Origin of the sequence: Pantoea sp. ICBG 985 (assembly GCF_002928365.1) — a bacterium.
Taxonomy (GTDB): Bacteria; Pseudomonadota; Gammaproteobacteria; order Enterobacterales; family Enterobacteriaceae; genus Pantoea; species Pantoea dispersa.
Genome location: NZ_POWM01000001.1, coordinates 1,180,399 through 1,204,357, shown reverse-complemented (window position 1 = coordinate 1,204,357; position 23,959 = coordinate 1,180,399). Strand labels below are relative to the sequence as shown.

The following is a 23,959-nucleotide window of genomic DNA, read 5'->3' as shown; positions in this document are numbered from 1 at the left end:
CGGGCAAAATCGTTATTATGCCAGCCGGTTTAATGCAGTCGCTGGAGTGACCTTGTCAGATATCGCCCGTTTTCCACTTTATGATTTACACAGCCATACCCAGGCTTCTGACGGTTTGCTGACGCCGACCGCGCTGGTGCAGCGCGCCGTTGAGATGCACGTCGGCGTGCTGGCGATTACCGATCACGACAGCGTGGCGGGCGTTGCTGAAGCGCAGGCGGCGGTGCAGCAGCTTCAGCTACCGCTGCGGGTACTGGCCGGTGTGGAAGCGTCGACGCTGTGGGAAAACCACGAAATTCACATTGTCGGGCTCAACGTTGATACGCAGCATCCGGCGTTAACCACTTTTCTGGCGCAGCAGCACCAGTGCCGTATGGCACGTGCAGAACTGATTGCCGAACGTCTGGAGCGCGCGCGCATTCCTGACGCGCTGGCCGGCGCTCAGCGACTGGCGCAGGGCGGGGTGATCACCCGCGGGCATTTTGCCCGCTATCTGGTAGAGCTGGGCAAAGCCGATAACATGGCGCAGGTATTTAAAAACTATCTGGCGCGCGGCAAAACCGGCTACGTGCCGCCACAATGGTGTACAATTAAACAAGCCATTGATGCTATTCATCATTCTGGTGGCGTGGCGGTACTGGCCCATCCTGCGCGCTACGGGCTGTCGGCCAAATGGCTGAAGCGACTGATTGCGCATTTTGCCGCAGAAGGCGGCGATGCGATGGAAGTGGCACAGTGTCAGCAGGCACCGAATGAACGTACCCAGCTGGCGAGCTATGCGCGCGATAATCAGCTGGCGGCCTCGCAGGGGTCCGATTTTCACCAACCCTGTCCGTGGATTGAACTGGGGCGCAAGCTATGGCTGCCGGGCGGCGTGGAGCCGGTCTGGGAGCGTTTTCCCGCTTTAGCGCCGGTCAGATCGCACGTTGATGGGTGATATGAGGTTTTTATGAGTCAACTTTTTCACATTCATCCGGAAAATCCGCAGCCGCGTCTGGTTAATCAGGCGGTGGATTATCTCAATAAAGGCAGCGTTATTGTCTATCCGACCGATTCCGGCTACGCGCTGGGATGCCGTCTGGAAGAGAAGAATGCCATGGAACGCATCTGCCGCATTCGTCAGCTTGATGGTAACCATAACTTTACCCTGATGTGCCGCGATCTCTCTGAGCTGTCGACCTATTCGCAGGTGGATAACAGTGCGTTTCGCATTCTGAAAAATAACACGCCAGGCAATTACACCTTCATTTTGAAGGCCACCAAAGAAGTGCCGCGTCGTCTGATGAACGATAAACGTAAAACCATCGGCCTGCGCGTACCGTCTAACCCGGTGGCGCTGGCGCTGCTGGAACGCCTCAATGAGCCGATGATGTCGACCTCCCTGATGCTGCCAGGCAATGATTTCACTGAATCCGATCCGGAAGAGATCCAGCACAGCATCGGCAAGCTGGTGGATTTAATTATCGATGGCGGCACGCTGGGCCAGCAGCCAACCACCGTGATCGATCTCACCAGCGATGCGCCCGTCATCGTGCGTGAAGGGGCAGGCGATACCCGCCCATTCCTGTGATTACGCCGGGCCAGGCGCTGTTTGTGGCGTCTGGCCGATATTGGCTTCCAGCCAGCGTTTGAAATCGCCGTACGGAATGTACAGCGAGACATCTTTTAAGATGACTTTTTTGCTGCGTACGTTAGCAATTTCATGGCTGTAACCCACAATCACTCCGCTAATTGTCTGGTCGGAATTATAGACAGCGCCGCCTGACATCCCCTGAACGACACCGGCATCGGATGCCATTGCCATACAGGGTTTTTTATTCCAGCGATTATTAATGGCGGTGCGTGCCAGATTTACGCCGCTCGACTCGACTGGCATCGCGGATATAAAACTGTAGCCATACATTTTAATTGGCTCGCCCACCGCGCTGCTGCGGAATTTCGCCAGCGTATCCGGGCTGTTTTTATGATAAATAATCGCGACGTCGCAATAGGGGTGATAAGCCTTCACGCGCTGCACGGCGGTTTTGGCCACGTGCGCGGCAGTCAGACTGTATTCCGGCGTTAACGGAATGGTTGTACCGAGGATGCCCAAACCCAGTACCGTCGGGATGCCGGTCACGCTCATATCCACGTGCTGCAGCGCCGTACGACTGTACTCAGTATGGCCCACGGAACAGCCGCTCAGTGCCAGCGCTGCAAGCGCCGGCCAAAGCAGGGAGGTTCTCATGATGGCGGTCTTCATTTAATGTCCGTCAGCAAAATCCCTGGTGAAGACTTTCGACAGACAAATTAAATTCAATCCGTGAAACGATTAGCGCGCCATTTCCCGAGCGCGCCGGATTATATTATCAGGCCAGCTGTACCATTATTTGTTAATGGCTTGTTGTTTGAAAGCTTATAAAAAGTAATTAAAATAATTTCTGATACTGCTTAGCCGAATTCAGGATTAAATTTTACACAGTTTTCGCGGCAGAACAATTCATCATATTTAATCTTTATCAAATAAAAGCGAAAATACAGACTTAATCCAACCTGCAGCGCCAATCCGCTGTATGGCTGGTTATGCCGGTTGCAATAAGCTTTACTAACACCATTGCTCAGTTCTTTGTGCTGATTTTGGTGTTTTGAACCGATTTTCTGTTTGCACAACTGCGGCATGGCCGGGAACGCTGCGGGTAACAGACTGGTGAGCCTCTTTAATCTATCGCGGCACTAATCGGCGCGTCATTAAATAAATAAACGGTCTCAGGCAAAACGACGTAATTTCAGCGGGTTGCGCAGGCCATCCTGACGCTCGTTACGCAAATCAATCAGAAATCTGAATCAATGACCTTACTGCCCGCTTCAGCCTCCGGATCACAGGCGCTTTATTATCGGCAGAAAAGGAAAAGGTGTTAACGGAACTGTAGCTGGTGTAAAATCTCCGGCCGTCCGCGCTGGCACCTGGCGCGAAGCGGTCACAGATTCTGATACGGGACCTGGTAACGCCGGTATCTTACCTCTTCATTACCACGACGCCTGGGAAGGCGACAACGAGGCAGCTCCATGAGCGAGAAATTACAAAAAGTATTAGCGCGCGCCGGACACGGTTCGCGCCGTGAAATCGAAGCAATGATTTCAGCCGGACGCATCAGCGTCGATGGCAAACTGGCGACGCTGGGCGATCGCATCGAAAATGACAAAACCCTGAAAATCCGTATTGATGGCCATCTGGTATCGATTGCTGAATCGGCCACCGAGGTGTGTCGCGTACTGGCGTATTACAAACCGGAAGGTGAGCTGTGCACGCGCAACGATCCTGAAGGGCGCCCAACGGTATTTGATCGCCTGCCGCGCCTGCGCGGTTCACGCTGGATTGCCGTAGGCCGTCTGGACGTAAACACCTGCGGTCTGATGTTGTTCACCACCGACGGTGAGCTGGCCAACCGTCTGATGCACCCAAGCCGCGAAGTTGAGCGTGAATACGCAGTGCGCGTATTCGGTGAAGTGGATGACGAAAAAGTGCGTCAGCTGAGCAAGGGCGTGCAGCTGGAAGACGGTCCGGCAGCGTTCAAAACCATCAAATTCGCTGGCGGCGAAGGCATTAACCAATGGTACAACGTCACCCTGACGGAAGGGCGTAACCGTGAGGTGCGTCGTCTGTGGGAAGCGGTTGGCGTGCAGGTAAGCCGTCTGATGCGCGTGCGCTACGGCGATATTCAGCTGCCAAAAGGTCTGCCGCGCGGCGGCTGGATGGAGATGGAACTGCCAGCGGTCAACTACCTGCGTAAGCTGGTGGGACTGCCGGAAGAGACGGTGACCAAAGTAGCGGTCGAGAAAGATCGTCGCCGCACCAAAGCAAACCAAATCCGCCGGGCGGTGAAACGCCATAGCGCGGTAAGCAATAACAGCCCGCGTCGCAACAACACCAAACGCGGTGCCTGATGCTCCCCGACGCCGCGCCTGCGGCGTCCGTTTTTACCAGTCGATTCCCTGCTGTGCCTGAATGCCGGCATCGAACGCGTGTTTGACCGGACGCATCTCGCTGACGGTATCCGCCAGTTCCAGTAGCGTCCGGTGACAGCCGCGCCCGGTAATGATCACACTTTGCTGCGGCGGACGCTGCTGCAGTGCAGTGACCAGCTCATCCAGATCGAGATAATCCATACTCACCATGTAGGTGATTTCATCCAGGATCACCAGATCCAGCGACGCGTCTTGCAGCATGCGTCTGGCGTGTTGCCACACCTGCTGGCAGGCGGCCGTATCGCTGGCACGGTTTTGCGTCTCCCAGGTAAAGCCGGTGGCCATCACCTGAAACTCCACGCCGTGCTGCGCCAGCAGATTACGTTCACCATTGGGCCATTCGCCCTTAATAAACTGCACGGCAGCCACGTTTTTACCGTGGCCGCAGGCGCGCAGCGCGGTGCCAAAAGCGGCGGTGGTTTTACCTTTGCCTTTGCCGGTAAACACCATCAGGATGCCGCGCGTTTCGGTGGCAGCGGCGATGCGAGCGTCAACCTGTTCTTTCAGCCGCTGCTGGCGTTGCTGGTGACGATCGCTCATGCGCTGGCCGGTCCCGGCTTGCGCCCCGGTTGTGCATCGTAGCTGATGCCGGTTTTACGGCGGCTGTCATCGCCCATCAGATAGAGGTAGAGCGGCATCAGGTCGGCCGGAGTTTTCAGCAGGCTGGCATTCTCCTCCGGGAAGGCGCTGGCGCGCATTTTGGTGCGCGTGCCGCCGGGATTGATGCAGTTCACCCGCAGATGGCGGTTTTTATACTCATCGGCCAGCACCTGCATCATGCCTTCGGTGGCGAATTTCGACACGGCATACGCGCCCCAGCCCGCGCGGCCGGTGCGGCCCACGCTGGAGGTGGTGAACACCAGCGAACCGGCGTCGGATTTCAGCAGCAGCGGCAGCAGCGCCTGCGTTAAATAGAAGGTGGCGTCGAGGTTGATTTGCATCACCTGCTGCCAGACCGCCGGATCGAGTTCCGCCAGCGGCACGATCTCACCAAGAATGCCGGCGTTATGCAGCACGCCATCCAGCCGCGGCACCAGCGCGGCAACCTGTTGTGCCAGTTGCTGGCAGCTTTCCGGTGTGGCGTGCGCCAGATCCAACAGCAGCGTAGCCGCGGGCTGTTTATTGAGCTGATTAATCGCCTCAGCGGTTTGCTGCAGCGTGGTGGCATTGCGGCCGAGCAGAATCACGCGCGCACCGTAGCGCGCATAGGTCAGGGCGGCTTCGCGGCCGATGCCGTCGGAAGCACCGGTCACAAGAATGATGCGATTGTCCAGCAGGTCGCTTTTCGGTTGATAATGCACAGCGATGTCCTTTGCAGGTCAGAGGGTTTTTTGGCTTTATGCCTCAATTTGGCGCAAGGTGCAATCGCCGCAACGCGCATTCTGTGCCGCCTGCCGGCATTTCAGGCGACGAACGGCATCAAAGCGGGTAAACTCAGGGTTTGACTGTAATTCACTGTTTAATAAGGCGGCAGAATGGATTTACTCTCCAGCTATGGATTATTTCTGGCCAAGGCCGTCACCGTCGTGGTGGCGATCGCAGCTATTGTACTGATTGTGCTCAATGCCGCGCTGCGTAAACGTCACAGCGGCGGTCAGCTGCGCTTAACCCATCTCGACGAAGCCTATCGTGAGATGAAAGAGGACCTGCAGCTGGCGAAGATGAAGCCGCAGGCGCAAAAAGTGTGGCTGAAGCAGCATAAGAAAGAAGAGAAACAGAAAGCCAAAGCCGAAAAGCGCAATGCCAAAGCCGGTGTAACTGAAGCGGCGAAGCCGACTCTCTATGTGCTGGAGTTCAAAGGCAGTATGGACGCCGGCGAAGTCAGCTCGCTGCGCGAAGAGATCTCCGCAGTGCTGGCGGTGGCGCAGCCGGGTGATGAAGTGCTGCTGCGGCTGGAAAGTCCCGGTGGCGTGGTGCACGGTTATGGCCTGGCCGCGTCGCAGCTACAACGTCTGCGTGATGCGGGGCTGCAGCTGACCGCGGTAGTGGATAAAGTTGCCGCCAGCGGTGGCTACATGATGGCCTGCGTTGCGGATCGCATCGTGGCGGCGCCGTTCTCCATCATTGGTTCCATCGGCGTGGTGGCGCAAATCCCTAACTTTAACCGGCTACTGAAGCGTAACGACATTGATGTGGAGCTGCACACTGCCGGCCAGTACAAGCGTACGCTGACGCTGTTTGGTGAGAATACCGAGGAAGGGCGGGAGAAATTTCAGGAAGACCTGAATGAAACCCATCAGCTGTTTAAAGATTTTGTGCATCAGATGCGTCCGGCGCTGGATCTGGACAAAGTGGCGACGGGCGAACACTGGTATGGCCGTCAGGCGCTGGATCTGGGGCTGATTGATGAGATTGGTACCAGCGATGCGCTGATCATTGCGCGCATGGACCGTTTTAGCGTGCTGGGGGTGCACTTCGCGCGCAAGAAAAAGATGATTGATCGCGTGACCCACAGTGCCAGTGTGGCAGCCGAGCGGCTGATTCTGAAAATCTGGCAGCGCGGTGATAAACCGCTGTTGTGAATAAACCCGGCGCAGGCCGGGTTTTTTTATGCCAGGTGATACTGCGCGGAGAGCACCACGGCAAGGTGCTTAAACACGTTAAACACCGCCGTGGTTTTGGCGGTCGGCAACCCTTCATCGTCGAGGAACCACGGGCCGCGAAACACCAGAACCTCGCCCTGCTGAATCACCTCAGTGGCTTCCATCCCGGCAAAATATTCATCGTGCTGCTGAATGAGCTGATTAGCGATTTCCAGTAGCGTCTGGTGTGAAATGGATTCCGTTTCTGCTGACATTTTTCACCTCTTTTTTGACAGCGAATTTTCTCCTTCTATATTACTTGCCTGTCGGTGCGTTCAGCAAATCAGCGTTCGGTCAGAAAACTGGCGAGAAATTAAACAGAATGCTAATTAAGTTGCGTAACAGATTTTATCAGGTAGAGTGTGGGCGATTCAGCTTTCAGGGAGATCACACCAGGATGTGTGATACCGTCAGACGGAAAACTCGCTCTTAATCATCAAGTTGCAAATGCCGATGCAATCTGACCAGAGATTGTCCCCGCTGGCTTGAAAAGCAAAAAGTCAGCAGCAATATTGAACCCATTGGGTTTTGGGGCTGCCAATCCTCTCCCGTTTATCAGGACGTTTCAATTAGGTAAAGGTACATATGGGTAAAGCACTCGTCATCGTTGAGTCCCCGGCAAAGGCCAAAACAATCAATAAATACCTCGGTAATGACTACGTGGTGAAATCCAGCGTCGGTCATATCCGTGATTTGCCGACCAGTGGTTCAACGGCCCGTAAAAGTGCCGACGGGGAAAAGGCGAAAACCGGCAAGAAGGTAAAGAAAGATGAAAAGGCCGCGCTGGTTAATCGTATGGGCGTTGACCCGTGGCACGGCTGGGAAGCGGACTATCAGATTCTGCCCGGCAAGGAAAAAGTCGTCTCCGAACTGAAGAACCTGGCTGCCGATGCCGACCACATCTATCTCGCAACCGACCTTGACCGCGAAGGGGAAGCCATTGCCTGGCACCTGCGGGAAGTGATCGGCGGCGATGACAAACGCTTCAGCCGCGTGGTGTTTAACGAAATCACCAAAAATGCGATTCGTCAGGCGTTCGAGAAGCCGGGCGAACTGAATATTGAGCGCGTCAATGCGCAGCAGGCGCGTCGTTTTATGGACCGCGTGGTGGGCTATATGGTCTCGCCACTGCTGTGGAAAAAAATTGCCCGTGGCCTGTCGGCCGGACGCGTGCAGTCGGTTGCCGTGCGTCTGGTGGTGGAGCGCGAGCGCGAAATCAAAGCCTTCGTACCGGAAGAGTACTGGGAAATTGACGCCGATCTGTCAACGCCGAAAGGCGATGCGCTGGCGGTCAGGGTAACGCATCAGGGCGATAAAGCGTTCCGCCCGGTTAACCGCGAGCAAACCGAAGCGGCCGTGGCCATCCTGGAAAAGGCGCGTTACGCGGTTCTGGATCGTGAAGACAAGCCGACCAGCAGCAAACCGTCGGCGCCGTTTATCACCTCGACGCTGCAGCAGGCGGCGAGCACCCGCCTTGGTTTTGGCGTGAAAAAAACCATGATGATGGCGCAGCGTCTGTATGAAGCCGGTCACATCACCTATATGCGTACCGATTCCACCAACCTGAGTCAGGATGCGGTGGCGATGGCGCGTGGCTATGTGGAGAAAAAATTCGGCAAGAACTACCTGCCGGATGCGCCCAACACCTATGCCAGCAAAGAGAATTCACAGGAAGCGCACGAAGCGATTCGTCCTTCTGATGTCAACGTTGCCGCCGAGCAGTTGAAGGATATGGAAGCGGATGCGCAGAAGCTGTATCAGCTGATCTGGCGCCAGTTCGTGGCCTGCCAGATGGTGCCTGCGCAATATGATTCCACCACGCTGACCGTCGGCGCGGCAGATTTCAAACTGAAAGCGAAAGGGCGTACGCTACGTTTCGACGGCTGGACCAAAGTGATGCCCGCGCTGCGTAAAAATGATGAAGATTTGACGCTGCCGCCGGTGAACGTGGGCGACACGCTGGATCTGAAATCCCTGCTGCCGGGCCAGCACTTTACCAAGCCGCCGGCGCGCTTCAGCGAAGCTTCGCTGGTACGCGAGCTGGAGAAGCGTGGCATTGGCCGCCCGTCTACCTATGCTTCGATCATTTCCACCATTCAGGATCGCGGTTACGTGCGGGTGGAAAACCGCCGTTTCTACGCCGAGAAGATGGGTGAGATTGTTACCGATCGTTTGGAAGAGAACTTCCGTGAGCTAATGAATTATGATTTCACCGCGCACATGGAAGACAGTCTCGACCAGGTTGCGAATAACGAAGCGCAATGGAAAGCCGTGCTGGATTCATTCTTCAGTGATTTCAGCCAGCAGCTGGAGCAGGCGGAGAAAGATCCGGAAGAGGGCGGCATGCAGCCGAACCAGATGGTGCTGACCTCCATCGACTGCCCAACCTGTGGACGCAAAATGGGGATTCGCACCGCCAGCACCGGCGTGTTCCTCGGCTGTTCCGGTTATGCACTGCCGCCGAAAGAGCGCTGCAAGCAGACCATTAACCTGATCCCGGAAAACGAAGTGCTTAACGTGCTGGAAGGCGATGATGCCGAAACCAACGCGCTGCGCGCCCGTCGTCGCTGCCAGAAGTGCGGCACCGCGATGGACAGCTACCTGATCGACAACGGCCGTAAACTGCACGTCTGTGGTAATAACCCGGAGTGTGACGGTTATGAAATCGAGCAGGGTGAATTCCGTATTAAAGGTTATGACGGTCCGATTGTTGAGTGCGAAAAATGTGGCTCTGAGATGCACCTGAAGATGGGGCGTTTTGGTAAGTACATGGCCTGTACCAACGACGAGTGTAAAAATACCCGTAAGATTCTGCGTAACGGCGAAGTCGCGCCGCCGAAAGAAGATCCGGTACCGCTGCCGGAGCTGCCGTGCGAAAAATCGGATGCGTATTTTGTGCTGCGTGACGGAGCTGCGGGCGTGTTCCTGGCCGCTAACACCTTCCCGAAATCGCGTGAAACCCGTGCGCCGCTGGTGGAAGAGCTGCAGCGCTTTGCTGACCGTCTTCCGGAGAAACTGAAATATCTGGCCGAAGCGCCGGCAGTGGATCCGGAAGGCAATAAAACGCTGGTGCGTTTTAGCCGTAAGACCAAACAGCAGTATGTTGCCTCAGAAAAAGAGGGCAAAGCGACTGGCTGGTCGGTTTTCTATATCGACGGTAAGTGGCAGGAAGCGAAGAAGTAATCCCCTGGAGGCCAGCGTTCGCTGGCCTTTTTCCCATCCTTATAGCTAATCGTTCTACATTCTTACGTTAACTGATATAGTAGTTATAGCTTATTGCATTTTGCTGACTCGCTTTCCCTCATTATTACACCATCAGGGCGGATACACGCCTGCAGGGAATGCACCTCTGTCGCTATCGGGAAGATATAACTATGAAATTGCAGCAGTTGCGTTACATCGTTGAAGTCGTTAACCACAACCTCAATGTCTCCTCCACGGCAGAGGGGCTGTATACCTCGCAACCGGGCATCAGTAAGCAGGTGCGCATGCTGGAAGATGAGCTGGGCGTGCAGATTTTTGCCCGCAGCGGCAAACATCTGACGCAGGTGACGCCAGCGGGTGAAGAGATTATCCGTATTGCGCGCGAAGTTTTGTCCAAAGTGGATGCGATCAAATCGGTTGCCGGTGAACACACCTGGCCAGATAAAGGATCGCTGTACGTGGCCACGACCCACACTCAGGCGCGTTATGCACTGCCTGGCGTAATCAAAGGCTTTATCGAACGCTATCCGCGCGTTTCCCTGCATATGCATCAGGGCTCGCCCACACAAATTGCTGAGGCGGTCTCCAAAGGCAATGCCGATTTCGCCATTGCCACCGAAGCGCTGCATCTGTACGACGACTTAATTATGCTGCCGTGCTATCACTGGAACCGTGCCATTGTGGTCACGCCGGATCATCCGCTGGCGGGGAAATCCAATGTGTCGATTGAGGAGCTGGCTGATTTCCCGCTGGTGACTTACACCTTCGGTTTTACCGGCCGCTCAGAACTGGATACTGCGTTTAACCGTGCCGGTTTAACGCCGCGTATTGTTTTTACCGCAACCGATGCCGACGTGATCAAAACCTATGTGCGTTTAGGCCTGGGGGTTGGGGTGATTGCCAGCATGGCGGTGGACCCGGTTTCCGATCCGGATCTGGTGCGCATTGAAGCTTCAGAAATCTTCACCAATAGCACCACCAAGATTGGTTTCCGGCGCAGCACATTCCTGCGCAGCTATATGTATGATTTCATTCAGCGCTTCGCACCGCATCTGACGCGAGACGTGGTGGACGCCGCCGTGGCGCTGCGCTCAAACGAAGATATCGAAGCGATGTTCCGCGATATCAAGCTTCCTTTCAGGTAATCACCTAACTCATTATTTTTGCGGGATGTCCAGCGACTTCCCGCACACCTCCCGCCGCTTAGCACCAGCAGAACCTCAAAAAATTCCATTATTTTTTTGTAAATGAAACATGCGTCACATGTTTTTTCATTGTTATTTATTAAATGCGAATCAGTACACAATTTTTACTTTGCCGCTTTGCGGACTGCCAGGAATATTCCCATACTCCAGTTAAGAGCTGATGAGAAAGGGCTTTTTAACTGGCTCGTTAAATTAAACTCAAATTTAGAGTGGATCTAATTTTGGTTTAAGCCAAATTTACAATGTAACTATTAAATTAATAGTTTGCAGCGTGCTTAAATTTATCTCATCAGTTTTGGCGGTTTTGATAAATAGCGTTAATCGTTGTGCTCAATAAAAATAACTGGATTTTTGGACTTAACAAGTTTAGGATTCGTCCTAAATCTTCATCGTTGTTATCAATCGTTTTATTGAGAGTGATTATCAAAAACTATGACTACGAGATTAACTGTACAACCGGACTTCCGGGCTAAAAGCACCAAGGTAGAGCGTTCAGGTAACATCCGTCGCAAAGCCTGGTTGACTGTCTTCGCTGCTTCAGCACTGTTTTGGGTAGTGGTGGCGTTAATGATTTGGCGTATGTGGGGTTAAGCCATGTGGGCAAATACACTCAGTCGTAAATATCCGGTCGCTGCGCGTCAGCCTAAAGCACCGGTGTGCAAAGCCAAAGACGCGCCTGCTGAACCGCAAGTGGCAATCCCGGCTTCCTGGGAACTGAGTGAACAGCAGCGCAGCTTTATTGAATCATTCATGGATCCGAAGTCTAAATAACGCAGTCTGCGTCCAATTCTTATTAAGACATACTGTCGCGCATTTTACCGGACTCTCCGGTGGGCACGTTAAAAGCCCGTCCTTTAACACTCAGCATCTAAAAAAACGGTGTCATCAGTACAACGCTGAAGACGATGGCTTTTTGTTGCCCGCGATCCGGGAGGAGTGACAGATGAATACCACAACTTTTTCATGGCTCAGCGTTTATGCCTTCTCAATGGCCTTTTGGGCTGCGGCCGTCTGGGCCGTGCTGTAATTCGCTAATCCTGCCAGTTAACGCTTTCTGAATGCCCTGACTTTTGTCAGGGCATTTTTCGTTGCGGTTTTGTGTGTCAATTCGTGTTGTTATCAAAACGTTAACGAAAATGTGGTCTATCTTTAAGCTAAACCTTGCACTCTCTGAGGTTTAGCAGAAGAGCCCATAAAAGGAGGAGTTATGTCGTTAACGTTACGTGAGCAGAGTCAGGATGCGCTGGAAGTAGGGGCAAAAAAATATCATTACTACAGTTTGCCGAAAGCCGCTCAGCAGGTCGGTGATATCGATCGCTTACCAAAATCCCTTAAGGTTCTGCTGGAAAACCTGCTGCGCTGGCAGGATGAAGATTCCGTAACGGCAGCAGATATTCAGGCGCTGGTGGCGTGGCAGCAAACTGCACATGCCGATCGCGAAATTGCTTATCGTCCGGCGCGCGTATTAATGCAGGATTTCACCGGCGTACCGGCCGTGGTTGACCTGGCGGCGATGCGTGAAGCCGTGAAGCGGCTGGGCGGTGATGTGGCGAAAGTTAACCCGCTGTCACCGGTCGATCTGGTGATTGACCACTCGGTCACGGTTGACCATTTTGGCGATGACGATGCGTTTGAAGAAAACGTGCGCCTGGAGATGGAACGCAACCACGAACGCTACGTTTTCCTGCGCTGGGGGCAAAAAGCCTTTAACCGTTTCCGCGTCGTGCCGCCGGGCACCGGTATCTGTCATCAGGTCAATCTGGAGTACCTCGGTAAAGCCATCTGGCATGAAACGCTGGACGGCAAAGAAGTGGCTTATCCGGATACGCTGGTCGGCACCGATTCCCATACCACCATGATTAACGCCCTGGGCGTGCTTGGCTGGGGCGTGGGCGGCATTGAAGCTGAGGCAGCCATGCTAGGCCAGCCGGTTTCGATGCTGATTCCTGATGTGGTGGGTTTCAAGCTGACCGGCAAACTGCGCCCCGGTATCACCGCCACCGACCTGGTATTAACCGTGACGCAGATGCTGCGCAAGCACGGGGTGGTCGGTAAGTTTGTCGAATTCTACGGTGACGGACTGGCCGATCTGCCGCTGGCGGATCGCGCAACCATCGCCAACATGGCACCAGAATATGGCGCAACCTGCGGTTTCTTCCCGATTGATGAAGTCACGCTCAGCTACATGACGCTCACCGGGCGCGATGCGCAGCAGGTTGAGCTTGTGGAAGCCTATGCAAAACAGCAGGGGCTGTGGCGTAAACCGGGCGATGAGCCCATCTTCACCAGCACGCTGGCGCTGGATATGGCTGAGGTTGAGTCGAGCCTCGCCGGTCCGAAACGTCCGCAGGATCGCGTCTCCCTCGGCGACGTACCGGCGGCCTTTGACGCCAGTAACGAGCTGGAAGTGAATCACGCGCAGAAGCCGCACAAAACGGTCAGCTATCTGGACAGTGAAACCGGCGACCGCATCCAGCTGGATGATGGTGCCGTGGTGATCTCCGCGATTACGTCCTGTACCAACACCTCGAACCCCAGCGTCTTAATGGCGGCTGGCCTGCTGGCGAAAAAAGCCGTCGAGCGCGGGCTGATGCGCAAACCCTGGGTAAAAGCCTCGCTGGCTCCGGGATCAAAAGTGGTGTCTGATTATCTCGCCGTGGCGCAGCTGACCCCGTATCTTGATGAGCTGGGCTTTAACCTGGTGGGTTACGGCTGCACCACCTGCATCGGTAACTCCGGCCCGCTGCCGGATGAGATCGAAAGCGCGATCAAAGAGGGCGATTTGACGGTGGGTGCCGTGTTGTCCGGTAACCGCAACTTCGAAGGGCGTATCCATCCGCTGGTAAAAACCAACTGGCTGGCGTCTCCGCCGCTGGTGGTGGCGTATGCGCTGGCGGGCAACATGAAGATCAACCTGCAGACTGATCCGATCGGTCAGGATCAGCAGGGCAAAGACGTCTATCTGAAGGACATCTGGCCATCGCCGGAAGAGATTGCCGCATCGGTGCAGAAAGTTACCAGCGACATGTTCCATAAAGAGTACGCCGAGGTGTTCGACGGCACGCCCGAGTGGCAGCAGATCAAAGTCAGCGAAGCAGCTACCTATGACTGGGACGAAGGCTCCACCTATATTCGTCTGTCTCCGTTCTTTGACGATATGGAAAAAACGCCGCAGCCGGTGCAGGACATCAGTGGCGCGCGCATCCTGGCGATGCTCGGTGATTCGGTGACGACCGACCATATTTCCCCTGCTGGCAGCATTAAAGCGGAGAGTCCGGCGGGGCGTTATCTGCTTGCGCACGGCGTTGAGCGTAACGACTTCAACTCGTATGGCTCACGACGCGGCAACCACGAAGTCATGATGCGCGGTACTTTCGCTAACATCCGTATTCGCAACGAAATGGTGCCTGGTGTTGAGGGCGGTTATACCCGGCACTATCCGAGCCAGGAACAGCTGGCTATCTACGATGCGGCGATGAAGTATCAGGAGGAGGGCGTGCCGCTGGCAGTGATCGCCGGGAAAGAGTACGGCTCCGGATCCAGCCGCGACTGGGCGGCGAAAGGTCCGCGTCTGCAGGGCGTGCGCGTGGTGATTGCCGAATCGTTCGAGCGTATTCACCGCTCTAACCTTATCGGCATGGGTATTTTACCGCTGGAATTCCCGGCGGGCGTAACGCGTAAGACGCTGCAGCTGACCGGGGAAGAGCGTATCGACGTGGCAAATCTGGCGCAGCTGCAGCCCGGTTGCAGCGTCCCGGTAACGCTGACGCGGGCTGACGGCAGTCAGCAGACGCTGGATACTCGTTGTCGTATCGATACCGGTAATGAGCTGACCTATTACCAGAATGACGGCATCCTGCATTACGTGATACGCAATATGCTCAACTAAAAAACAAAGCCGGGCATGCCCGGCTTTATTATTGACGCAGAAAGTGCATGATGCGAGAGCGCACCGCCGCATTACGATTTCGGCAGCAGATGCCCCATCTTCTCAGCTTTCGTATCGAGATAGTGCGCATTTTTCGGGTTACGGCCGACGATCAGCGGCACGCGCTCGACAATATTGATGCCCGCTTCTGACAAAATCTCCACTTTGCGCGGATTGTTGGTCAGCAAACGCACTTCATTAATGCCCAGCAGTTTAAACATGTCGGCGCACAGGGTGAAGTCACGCTCATCGGCGGCAAAGCCCAGCTGATGGTTCGCTTCCACCGTATCGTAGCCTTTGTCCTGCAACGCATAGGCGCGAATTTTGTTCAGCAGCCCGATGTTGCGCCCTTCCTGACGATGGTACAGCAGCACGCCGCGTCCTTCTTCCGCAATGGCGGTCAGCGCGGCTTCCAGCTGGAAGCCGCAGTCGCAGCGCAGGCTGAACAGCGCATCGCCGGTAAGACATTCGGAGTGGACGCGCGCCAGCACCGGATTGTGATCGCTAATATCACCATAAACCAGCGCGACGTGGTCGTGGCCGGTTGCCAGTTCTTCAAAACCAACCATCAGGAAATCTCCCCATGGCGTGGGCAGTTTGGCTTCTGCTACCCGTTTCAGCTGCATGTGACTCTCCAGAACCTTCAGAGGATGCGCTATCATCATGATAACGCACGGGCCCGACTGGCCCGACGAAACTGCCGATATTGTGCCACAACCTGAACCAGGGCCGCTAATCAGTCAGAGTGATTGTAGTGATAAAGCACAATTATCTAAGCCGCAACGGGTATGTTATTCTTTTTTCAACTAAAGTTATGCAATACGCCTGTCAGGTCGGGAAACAATAAAGGGACGAGATGTTAAAAATTGTGCAACGCACCACGCTGGGTGCGTTTTTATTACTGCTGATGCCGCTGGGCGTATGGCTTTCCGGCTGGCAGTGGCAACCGGGGGAGAGCGGGCATCTGTTGCGCGTGCTGTTCTGGATCACCGAAACCGTCACCAGTCCGTGGGGCACGCTGACCAGCCTGATTCTGAGCGGCTGGGTATTGTGGTGCCTGCGCTTTCGCCTCCGGCCGGCCATTCTGTTGTTGATTATCATGAACGGCGCGATTCTTGCTGGTCAGTCGACCAAAACCTTTATTAAAGAGCAGGTGCAGGAGCCGCGGCCGTATGTGGTCTGGCTTGAGCACAGCCACGGCGTCAACGAACAGCAGTTTTATCAGCTGAAACGGCAGCAGCGCGGCGAAATGGTATCCGCCTTGCTCGCCAATGACACAAAGCTGCCCGCCTGGTTAAAAAATCACTGGGCGTTTGAGACGGGCTTTGCTTTTCCGTCTGGCCACACCATGTTTGCCGCCAGCTGGGCGCTGCTGGTGATTGGCCTGTTATGGCCGCGCCGGCATGTTGTTACGGTGGTGGTGCTGTTTGTCTGGGCGACGCTGGTCATGGGCAGCCGGCTGGTACTGGGCATGCACTGGCCGCGCGATCTGGTGGTCGCGACGCTGATCTCGTGGCTGCTGGTGACGCTGGCAACCTGGCTGGCGCAGCGCTTTTGTGGCCCGCTCAGCGTGCCGCCGGAAGAGCAGCGTGAGATTGCCGGGCGCGATGACGGATTGTAATTTCTCCCTTTGCCCCCATATGATTGATTGTACTTGCAGAAAGGGCACTAACTGCTGCGCGGATAAGCAGCAACGGCGGCACTTTTTTGGCATACTCTACCGGATAACCTCACGACAGGACGCATTGTGAAATATTTGCTGATTTTTCTCGTGGTTTTGGTCATTTTCATCATCTCCGTCACGCTCGGAGCGCATAATGACCAGATTGTCACCTTCAACTATCTGCTGGCGCAGGGCGAATTCCGCATTTCAACCTTGCTGGCCTGCCTGTTTGGTGCCGGATTTTTGCTGGGCTGGGCGATCTGTGGCCTGTTCTGGCTGCGCATTCGTGTTTCGCTGGCGCATGCACAGCGTAAACTGAAGCGCATGCAGGCGCAAAATGAACAATCTGCTGCGGTAAATAGCACCTCCACTGCAGTGCGTCGGGATTAATGTTCGATGCTTGAATTGCTGTTTCTGCTTCTTCCTGTCGCGGCGGCGTACGGCTGGTATATGGGCCGCCGCAGTGCGCAACAGGATAAGCAACAGGAAGCTAACCGTCTGTCACGCGAATACGTGGCAGGGGTGAACTTTCTCCTTTCTAATCAGCAGGATAAAGCGGTCGATCTGTTCCTCGATATGCTTAAAGAGGACAGCGGCACCGTTGAAGCCCACCTGACGCTCGGTAACCTGTTCCGTTCGCGCGGCGAAGTCGACCGCGCCATCCGCATTCACCAGTCGTTAATGGAAAGCGCGTCGCTTACCTACGATCAGCGTTTGCTGGCCATCCAGCAGCTGGGACGCGACTACATGGCTGCCGGCTTGTACGATCGCGCCGAAGACATGTTCAGTCAGCTGATCGATGAAACCGATTTTCGCATCAGCGCGCTGCAGCAACTGCTGCTGATTCATCAGGCGACCAGTGACTGGCAGAAAGCGATCGAGGTGGCGGAGCGGCTGGTAAAACTCGGCAAAGATAAGCAAAAGGGCGAAATCGCCCACTTCTACTGCGAGCTGGCGCTGCAGGCGCTGAGCAGTGACGACCTCGATCGTGCCATGAGCCTGTTGAAAAAGGGTGAAGCGGCCGACCACCAAAGCGCGCGCGTTTCCATCATGATGGGACGTATTCTGATGGAGCAGGGCGAATACGCGAAAGCGGCGCAGCGGCTGCAGCGCGTGCTGGAGCAGGACAAAGAACTGGTGAGCGAAACGCTGCCGATGCTCGAAACCTGCTATCAGCGACTGGAGCAGCCTGACAGCTGGGCGCAGTTCCTGCAACGCTGCGTTGAAGAGAACACCGGTGCCGCGGCGGAACTCTATCTGGCGGACATTCTGGAGCAGCAGCAGGGGCCGGAAGCGGCTCAGCTTTACATTAACCGTCAGCTGCAACGCCATCCCACCATGCGCGTGTTCCATCGTCTGATGGATTTCCACCTGCACGAGGCAGAAGATGGCCGCGCCAAAGAGAGTCTGATGGTGCTGCGCGACATGGTTGGCGAACAGATTCGCACTAAACCACGCTACCGCTGCCAGAAGTGCGGCTTCACCGCGCACGCCCTCTACTGGCACTGCCCATCGTGCCGTGCCTGGTCTTCCGTTAAACCGATTCGCGGACTCGACGGCCAGTAAGCTGGCCGCGTTCGGTGATTATTCATAACGCATAGTAGTTACAACATACTAATAGGAGCTTTATCATCGCACCATCAGCACTGTGCACCGGCTCGTCAATCAGCAAGGCAATCGCCGTCGCAACGTTGTCGTGGCCGGGTTGCACGGGTAGAATGCTTGCCGTTTGTCCATCGCGCCTGCGGGTGCCAGCCTCTGAGGAAACGTTATGCCTGTTACTCACTCACCGATTCTGGTGGCACTCGACTATCATGATCTCAATAGCGCACTGCAGTTCGTTGACCGTATCGATCCGTGCCAGTGCCGTCTGAAAGTGGGTAAAGAGATGTTTACCCTGTTTGGACCGTCGCTGGTGAAGACGTTGCAGGCGCGCGGTTTCGAGGTATTTCTCGATCTCAAATTTCATGACATCCCGAACACGACGGCACATGCGGTCGCGGCGGCAGCGGATCTCGGCGTATGGATGGTCAACGTGCATGCCAGCGGCGGGGCGCGGATGATGAATGCGGCGCGCGAAGCGCTGCTGCCGTTTGCCAGTGATGCGCCCTTGCTGATTGCGGTAACGGTGCTGACCAGCATGGACGAAGACGATCTCAAAGGTCTTGGCATCACCTTATCGCCGGCGCAGCAGGCTGAGCGTCTGGCACGACTGACGCGCGAGTGTGGCCTTGATGGTGTGGTGTGCTCGGCGCAGGAAGCCGCGCACTTTAAACAGGTTATCGGGCAGGATTTCGCGCTGGTCACGCCGGGTATTCGCCCGGCGGGTAGCGAGGCCGGCGATCAGCGCCGCATCATGACGCCGCAGCAGGCACAACAGGCCGGTGTGGATTACATGGTGATTGGGCGACCTATCACTCAATCTGCCGACCCGGCGCAGACGCTGCAGCAAATCCTGCACAGTTTACAGGAGGGCTAATGGCTCAGGACAATCCGCTGGTTTACTCCACCGAAACCGGCCGTATTACACATACTGAAGAGAAACCGCAGCGACCGAAAGGCGATGGCATCGTGCGCATTCAGCGCCAGACCAGCGGGCGTAAAGGTAAAGGCGTGTGCCTGATTACCGGCATCGATCTCGATGATGACGCGCTGGCAAAGCTGGCGGCCGAGCTTAAGAAGAAGTGCGGCTGCGGCGGGGCGCTGAAAGAGGGCGTGATTGAGATTCAGGGCGATAAGCGCGATTTGCTTAAAACGCTGCTGGAAGCCAAAGGCATGAAGGTTAAACTGGCGGGCGGTTAATGAAAGCGGGCCACGCAAGGTGGCCCGATGTGACGTAGATGCGCTGCGTAGCCTGCTACAATATTATTATTAATCAACCTGATGGCCAATAATGCCGCCCACCGCAGCGCCACCGACGGTACCCAGCGCGCTGCCGTTGGTGAGCACCGATCCACCAATAGCACCGGCACCGGCGCCAATCGCCGTGTTGCGGTCACGTTTTGACCAGTTGGAACAGCCGCTCAGGGCCACCACTAACGTCGTTGCCAGCACGGCAACCGTCACGCGTTTCATTGTTGTAGTCATGGACATCTCCTTGATGGTTTGCTCAGAGGCAACTCGTTAAGTATAGATGTTACGCCCTGAAGTTGTTCGCCCGATGCACTCAGGCGGTGCTTTTCCTTCAGCCTGCACGCTGGCGCGCAACCACTTGCGCGCGTTGTTCACGCTGCTGGCAAAAACCATTTTGGTACCGCCGCAGGCTTGAGATAATTCTAGGCGTAAGCGGATGTGTATGCAGAAAGAAAACTCTGAAATCCCGACGTGGTGTCCGCATCCGGATCCCGTATCAAACCCCACACTTTGCCCGCTTTAGCCACTTTCCGCTGCTAATCCAGCCATTCCCTCCATAACGTTTTTACCGGCGGCTCCGCACAATTCACTAATGACTGTATGGCGGAGAAAACACAATGCTGGAAGCGCTGAAACAGCAGGTTCTGGAGGCCAATCTTGACCTGCCGCGTTACAACCTGGTGACCTTTACGTGGGGCAATGTCAGCGCGGTAGACCGCGAGCGCGGGCTGCTGGTGATCAAACCCTCGGGCGTTAAATATGAGCAGATGCAGCGCGACGACATGGTGGTGGTCGAACTGGAAAGCGGCAATGTCGTGGAGGGCCAGTTGCGGCCATCCTCGGATACCGCGACACACCTCGCACTGTATCTGGCGTGGCCGGAGATTGGCGGCATCGTGCACACCCATTCGCGCCACGCCACCATCTGGGCGCAGGCGGGCAGGGACATCCCGGCGTGGGGCACCACGCACGCTGACGATTTCTATGGCACCATTCCCTGCACCCGCGCGATGCAACGGGCAGAGATTGAGCAGGAATATGAATGGCACACCGGCCAGGTCATCATTGAAACCTTTGCGCAGCGCGGCATCGAGCCCGGCGCGATTCCTGCTGCGCTGGTGAACTCCCACGGGCCGTTTGCCTGGGGTAAAGATGCACATAGCGCGGTGCACAGTGCGGTGGTGCTGGAAGAGGTGGCCTATATGGCGCTGCACACTGAGCAGCTGCGCGCGGAGCTGCCGCCTATCGCCCAGACCCTGCTTGACCTGCACTATCTGCGCAAGCATGGGAAGAACGCCTGGTACGGGCAAGGCTGAGCGCGTGATGTTGTCTCAAGGCACCGGCGGGTGCCTTTTTTATTTAAGGGGATTGCGTGCCCGGACGAGCCGAGGACTATGGATGCTGTCGTTTATTCACTATGCGTTAAGCGTATTTATGCGCTTGCCGGCTGTTGCGCCGTCATTAAGTAAGCCCGCTAATCTTTCCTCAGGCAGGGGCTCGGGGATCTCTCTGGATTTTACGTTATAAATCAAACTCTCATTTGGTCTGGCCTCACTCTGCATTACGCTGATGTGGCGTTTAACGCATCACATAAATAGAGGATGAGACGATGACAGTAATTAACCAACCAACCTGCCGCCTGTTTACCGAAGTCGGTCAAACCACACAGCTTGCCGCCTATTATGAAGAAGGTCGACACACCATGTGGATGATGCTGCGCGCGCAGCCGCGCCCCAGTTTCAACCACGAATTAATCGAGGAGATTATGAACCTGAGCTACGCCGCCCAGCGTTCCGGTCTGCCGATTGATTTCTGGGTGACCGGATCGCTGGTGCCGCAGATGTTTAACGCCGGGGGTGATTTGCGTTTCTTTGTCGAATGCATTCGCAACAACCGCCGTGAAGCACTGCGCGCCTACGCCCGCGCCTGTGTTGACTGCATCCATTCGGCGGCCCGCGGGTTTGACACCGGCGCAGTGACGCTGGCGATGATTGAGGGCAGTGCCTTGGGCGGCGGTTTTGAAGCAGCGCTGGCGCACCACTTCATTCTGGCGCAGAACAGTGCGCGTATGGGCTTCCCGGAAATTGCCTTCAACCTGTTCCCCGGCATGGGCGGCTACTCGCTGGTCGCGCGCCGCTCCGGGATGAAGCTGGCCGAAGAGCTGATCTGTGAAGGGGAGTCGCACAGCGCAGAGTGGTATGAAACCCGTGGTCTGGTCGACAAAGTGTTCCAGCCCGGTGACAGCTACCGCACCACGCGTACCTTCATCGATACGCTGCGGCCAAAACTGAATGGAGTCCGTGCCATGCTGAAAGCGCGACAGCGCGTGCTGCAGCTGTCACGGGCAGAACTGATGGATATTACTGAGGATTGGGTCGACTATGCTTTCACGCTGGAACCGAAAGATATTGCCTACATGGAACGTCTGGTACAGCTGCAAAATCGTCACAGCGCATCACTGCGTAAAGCCGGTTAGCAGTACGCTAAGACGTTAAACGCGGGCAGGATGCTTAGCCAGCCAATGCCCGAGCTGCTCTGCGGGCATTGGTTTCGCATAATAATAACCCTGACGCCCATCGACACCGTTGGTCAGCACAAACTTCTCTTCGGCTTTGGTTTCGATGCCTTCGGCAATGACCTGTAAATCCAGGGCTTTCGCCACGGCAACGATCGCGCGCACCAGCGACTGCGATACCGGTTGCTTGTTGATATTGCGCACAAAACTTTGATCCAGCTTAATCGCATCGATCGGCACGCGCGCCAGCTGGGAGAGCGAGGAGTAGCCCGTGCCGAAATCATCCAGATGCACCTGTGCGCCTAACTCCTGAAACTGTTTCATCAGCTTCAGCGCACCGGCCTCGTTCTCGATCAGGCAGCTTTCCGTCAGCTCGATGTCTATCGGGCACTCACTGATGCCCGCTTCGCTCATCGCCTGTTTCAGGTCGCTGTAGATGCTCTGGTCGATCAGCTGTTTGGCGGAAACGTTCACTGCGACGCGCAGGTAAATGCCTTCGCTGCGCCATTTAACGATTTGCTGCAGCACGTTCAGCATCACCCAGCGCCCGAGCGGCACAATCAGTCCGGACTCTTCCGCGTAAGAGATGAAATCGCCAGGCGGCACCAGGCCGCGTTCAGGTGAATTCCAGCGCACCAGCGCCTCGGCACTGCGCACTTCACCGTCGCGATCGATCTTCGGCTGATAGTGCACCACCAGATGATCCTGCTCCAGCGCTTTGCGCAGATTGGTATCCAGCCACAGATATTCAAATACGCGCTGGTTCATCTCGCTGGCGAACACGCAGAATTTGCCGCGCCCGTTCTCTTTAGCGTGGTACATCGCGGTATCGGCGTTACGAATCAGACTTTCGCGATCTTCACCATGCAGCGGGGCGAGGGCGATACCAATCGAGCAGCCGCTGTAGACTTCGATCAGCCCGATACGGAACGGCTGACGCAGCCGCTCCAGAATGCGTGAGGCCATCGCCTCCAGCGCCGCCTGACTGGTGTGCTCAGCCAGTACCACAAATTCATCACCGCCGAGGCGCGCCAGCGTCTGGTCCTTGCCGAGACAGCTGAGGATCGCCAGCGACACCGCCTGCAGTAGCTGGTCGCCAAACATATGGCCATAGGCATCGTTTACCTTTTTAAAATTGTCGAGATCGAGGTAAACCACGCCGGTCTGGCTGCCGTTAGCCAGCTCCAGTGCCAGGCTAATTTGCTGATGGATAGCGTTGCGATTCGGCAGGCCCGTCACCGTGTCGGTATTGGCCATAACGCGTAAGCGCTCCTGCGCCCGACGCTCTTCCGTGATGTCGGTTCCGGAACAGATGAGGAAAATTTCATTTTTTCCGCTACCGCTATGGACGAACTTATTACGAAACAGAAACAGTCGCTGACCTTTTCGGGTTTTAACCCAGCGCTCCACTTCGTAGGAGTTGCCGTCGCGAAAGAAGCCGGCGATATTGCGGCGCGACGCCTGCGCTTCCTGTTTGGTCATAAACAGCTGAAACACATTGCGGCCAATTACTTCCTGCTCTTTCAGGCCGGTGTACTCTTCGCTCAGGCGGTTAAAACGCTGAATGTTGCCGCGCTGATCGAGGATGACGATCACTGAATTCGCTTCAGACACCACCTGTTCGGCGAAGGAGAGGCCAAGGGTTAAATCGCGCGCCACCGACGAGGTATCGCCCCAGGCGGATGCGGTACCGGCCCAGGTGGACTGATTCACTTTACGGCCGACAAAGTGCATCGGCACCGGCGAGCCGTGCAGTGAAAGAGTCAGGTTGATGCTGGAGGTAATTACCGTCATGGCACGCAGCAGACTGGCCTGAGCCGGCGTCAGGGGCACCGCCATATTGGTATTGGCATTTTCATCTTCGGCAAAATGCAGCGCATCGCTATCTGAAGTTAAACGCCAATGAGGGCTGGTTGTGCCAAACAAGGTATATAGCAACGTTTGCCCTTGTTCATCGGTCATGGAAACTTCCTCCGGAGGAATGCGCAGCAGGGGTATCTCATT

General features: G+C 55.7%; 23 protein-coding genes. 16 read left to right on the top strand and 7 right to left on the bottom strand.

Annotated elements, in window-relative coordinates:
• Positions 1–52: 52 nt before the first annotated feature.
• Both C1Y42_RS05815 and C1Y42_RS05810 read left to right on the top strand, forming a co-directional pair.
• Positions 53–937, top strand: coding sequence for a PHP domain-containing protein (locus C1Y42_RS05815; protein WP_021510106.1), 885 nt, complete (start codon positions 53–55; stop codon positions 935–937).
• A 12-nt stretch (positions 938–949) separates the two neighbouring features.
• Positions 950–1,570 carry an L-threonylcarbamoyladenylate synthase gene (locus C1Y42_RS05810; protein WP_021510107.1) on the top strand — a complete coding sequence of 207 codons (621 nt, stop codon included), beginning with the start codon at positions 950–952 and terminating at the stop codon, positions 1,568–1,570.
• On the opposite strand, the gene C1Y42_RS05805 is transcribed toward C1Y42_RS05810, so the two are convergent.
• The gene (locus C1Y42_RS05805; RefSeq protein ID WP_199188954.1) at positions 1,571–2,227 is read right to left on the bottom strand and encodes a serine protease; all 657 of its coding nucleotides are present in this window, start codon (positions 2,225–2,227) and stop codon (positions 1,571–1,573) included. It abuts the gene before it with no gap.
• 818 nt (positions 2,228–3,045) lie between these two features.
• On the opposite strand from C1Y42_RS05805, the gene rluB reads away from it, so the two are divergent.
• Positions 3,046–3,924: a 23S rRNA pseudouridine(2605) synthase RluB gene (rluB, locus tag C1Y42_RS05795; protein ID WP_021510110.1), complete on the top strand. Its 879-nt coding sequence runs from the start codon at positions 3,046–3,048 to the stop codon at positions 3,922–3,924.
• Between the two features lie 33 nt (positions 3,925–3,957).
• Here the strand turns inward: rluB and cobO are convergent, their stop codons facing one another.
• Both cobO and C1Y42_RS05785 read right to left on the bottom strand, forming a co-directional pair.
• Positions 3,958–4,545, bottom strand: coding sequence for a cob(I)yrinic acid a,c-diamide adenosyltransferase (gene cobO, locus C1Y42_RS05790; protein ID WP_104092989.1), 588 nt, complete (start codon positions 4,543–4,545; stop codon positions 3,958–3,960).
• Entirely contained in the window at positions 4,542–5,306 is a 765-nt protein-coding gene (locus C1Y42_RS05785) for a YciK family oxidoreductase (protein WP_021510112.1), read from the bottom strand. The genes cobO and C1Y42_RS05785 overlap by 4 nt, the downstream gene beginning before the upstream one ends.
• Before the next feature lie 174 nt (positions 5,307–5,480).
• Here C1Y42_RS05785 and sohB point away from each other — a divergent pair, with 174 nt between their 5' ends.
• Positions 5,481–6,527 (top strand): protease SohB, encoded by a 1,047-nt coding sequence (gene sohB / locus C1Y42_RS05780; RefSeq protein ID WP_058758624.1) that lies wholly within the window; start codon positions 5,481–5,483, stop codon positions 6,525–6,527.
• Between the two features lie 26 nt (positions 6,528–6,553).
• Here the strand turns inward: sohB and C1Y42_RS05775 are convergent, their stop codons facing one another.
• Complete coding sequence (locus C1Y42_RS05775; RefSeq protein WP_059012436.1) at positions 6,554–6,802, bottom strand: DUF2498 family protein; 249 nt, start codon at positions 6,800–6,802, stop codon at positions 6,554–6,556.
• Between the two features lie 370 nt (positions 6,803–7,172).
• On the opposite strand from C1Y42_RS05775, the gene topA reads away from it, so the two are divergent.
• From topA to acnA, 5 genes are all read left to right on the top strand, one after another.
• Complete coding sequence (topA, locus tag C1Y42_RS05770) at positions 7,173–9,770, top strand: type I DNA topoisomerase (protein WP_058774627.1); 2,598 nt, start codon at positions 7,173–7,175, stop codon at positions 9,768–9,770.
• Between the two features lie 191 nt (positions 9,771–9,961).
• Positions 9,962–10,936 carry an HTH-type transcriptional regulator CysB gene (gene cysB, locus C1Y42_RS05765; RefSeq protein WP_021510116.1) on the top strand — a complete coding sequence of 325 codons (975 nt, stop codon included), beginning with the start codon at positions 9,962–9,964 and terminating at the stop codon, positions 10,934–10,936.
• Between the two features lie 492 nt (positions 10,937–11,428).
• On the top strand, positions 11,429–11,587 hold the full coding sequence (locus C1Y42_RS05760) for a YmiA family putative membrane protein (protein ID WP_071813666.1): 159 nt from the start codon (positions 11,429–11,431) through the stop codon (positions 11,585–11,587).
• A gap of 3 nt (positions 11,588–11,590) precedes the next feature.
• Entirely contained in the window at positions 11,591–11,767 is a 177-nt protein-coding gene (locus C1Y42_RS23655) for a hypothetical protein (RefSeq protein WP_176428134.1), read from the top strand.
• A 436-nt stretch (positions 11,768–12,203) separates the two neighbouring features.
• Positions 12,204–14,885 (top strand): aconitate hydratase AcnA, encoded by a 2,682-nt coding sequence (gene acnA, locus C1Y42_RS05755; RefSeq protein ID WP_104092988.1) that lies wholly within the window; start codon positions 12,204–12,206, stop codon positions 14,883–14,885.
• A gap of 71 nt (positions 14,886–14,956) precedes the next feature.
• On the opposite strand, the gene ribA is transcribed toward acnA, so the two are convergent.
• The gene (gene ribA, locus C1Y42_RS05750; protein WP_058758620.1) at positions 14,957–15,550 is read right to left on the bottom strand and encodes a GTP cyclohydrolase II; all 594 of its coding nucleotides are present in this window, start codon (positions 15,548–15,550) and stop codon (positions 14,957–14,959) included.
• Positions 15,551–15,780: 230 nt separating this feature from the next.
• On the opposite strand from ribA, the gene pgpB reads away from it, so the two are divergent.
• From pgpB to yciH, 5 genes are all read left to right on the top strand, one after another.
• Positions 15,781–16,545, top strand: a complete 765-nt coding sequence (gene pgpB / locus C1Y42_RS05745) for a phosphatidylglycerophosphatase B (protein ID WP_021505947.1) — start codon at positions 15,781–15,783, stop codon at positions 16,543–16,545.
• A gap of 126 nt (positions 16,546–16,671) precedes the next feature.
• The gene (locus C1Y42_RS05740; RefSeq protein WP_058771279.1) at positions 16,672–16,977 is read left to right on the top strand and encodes a LapA family protein; all 306 of its coding nucleotides are present in this window, start codon (positions 16,672–16,674) and stop codon (positions 16,975–16,977) included.
• Between the two features lie 6 nt (positions 16,978–16,983).
• A complete protein-coding gene (gene lapB, locus C1Y42_RS05735) occupies positions 16,984–18,153 on the top strand; it encodes a lipopolysaccharide assembly protein LapB (RefSeq protein WP_058758617.1) in 1,170 nt (389 codons plus the stop codon).
• A 205-nt stretch (positions 18,154–18,358) separates the two neighbouring features.
• Positions 18,359–19,066, top strand: coding sequence for an orotidine-5'-phosphate decarboxylase (gene pyrF / locus C1Y42_RS05730; protein WP_104092987.1), 708 nt, complete (start codon positions 18,359–18,361; stop codon positions 19,064–19,066).
• Entirely contained in the window at positions 19,066–19,389 is a 324-nt protein-coding gene (gene yciH, locus C1Y42_RS05725) for a stress response translation initiation inhibitor YciH (protein ID WP_104092986.1), read from the top strand. Before pyrF ends, yciH begins: the two co-directional genes overlap by 1 nt.
• Positions 19,390–19,458: 69 nt before the next feature.
• Here the strand turns inward: yciH and osmB are convergent, their stop codons facing one another.
• Positions 19,459–19,674 (bottom strand): osmotically-inducible lipoprotein OsmB, encoded by a 216-nt coding sequence (gene osmB, locus C1Y42_RS05720; RefSeq protein ID WP_031279061.1) that lies wholly within the window; start codon positions 19,672–19,674, stop codon positions 19,459–19,461.
• Positions 19,675–20,057: 383 nt separating this feature from the next.
• Here osmB and araD point away from each other — a divergent pair, with 383 nt between their 5' ends.
• Positions 20,058–20,756: an L-ribulose-5-phosphate 4-epimerase gene (araD, locus tag C1Y42_RS05715; RefSeq protein ID WP_104092985.1), complete on the top strand. Its 699-nt coding sequence runs from the start codon at positions 20,058–20,060 to the stop codon at positions 20,754–20,756.
• Positions 20,757–21,049: 293 nt separating this feature from the next.
• Positions 21,050–21,916: a crotonase/enoyl-CoA hydratase family protein gene (locus tag C1Y42_RS05710; protein WP_021505954.1), complete on the top strand. Its 867-nt coding sequence runs from the start codon at positions 21,050–21,052 to the stop codon at positions 21,914–21,916.
• Between the two features lie 15 nt (positions 21,917–21,931).
• Here C1Y42_RS05710 and pdeR read toward each other — a convergent pair whose 3' ends face one another.
• Positions 21,932–23,917 carry a cyclic di-GMP phosphodiesterase gene (gene pdeR, locus C1Y42_RS05705; RefSeq protein ID WP_104092984.1) on the bottom strand — a complete coding sequence of 662 codons (1,986 nt, stop codon included), beginning with the start codon at positions 23,915–23,917 and terminating at the stop codon, positions 21,932–21,934.
• Positions 23,918–23,959: the final 42 nt, after the last annotated feature.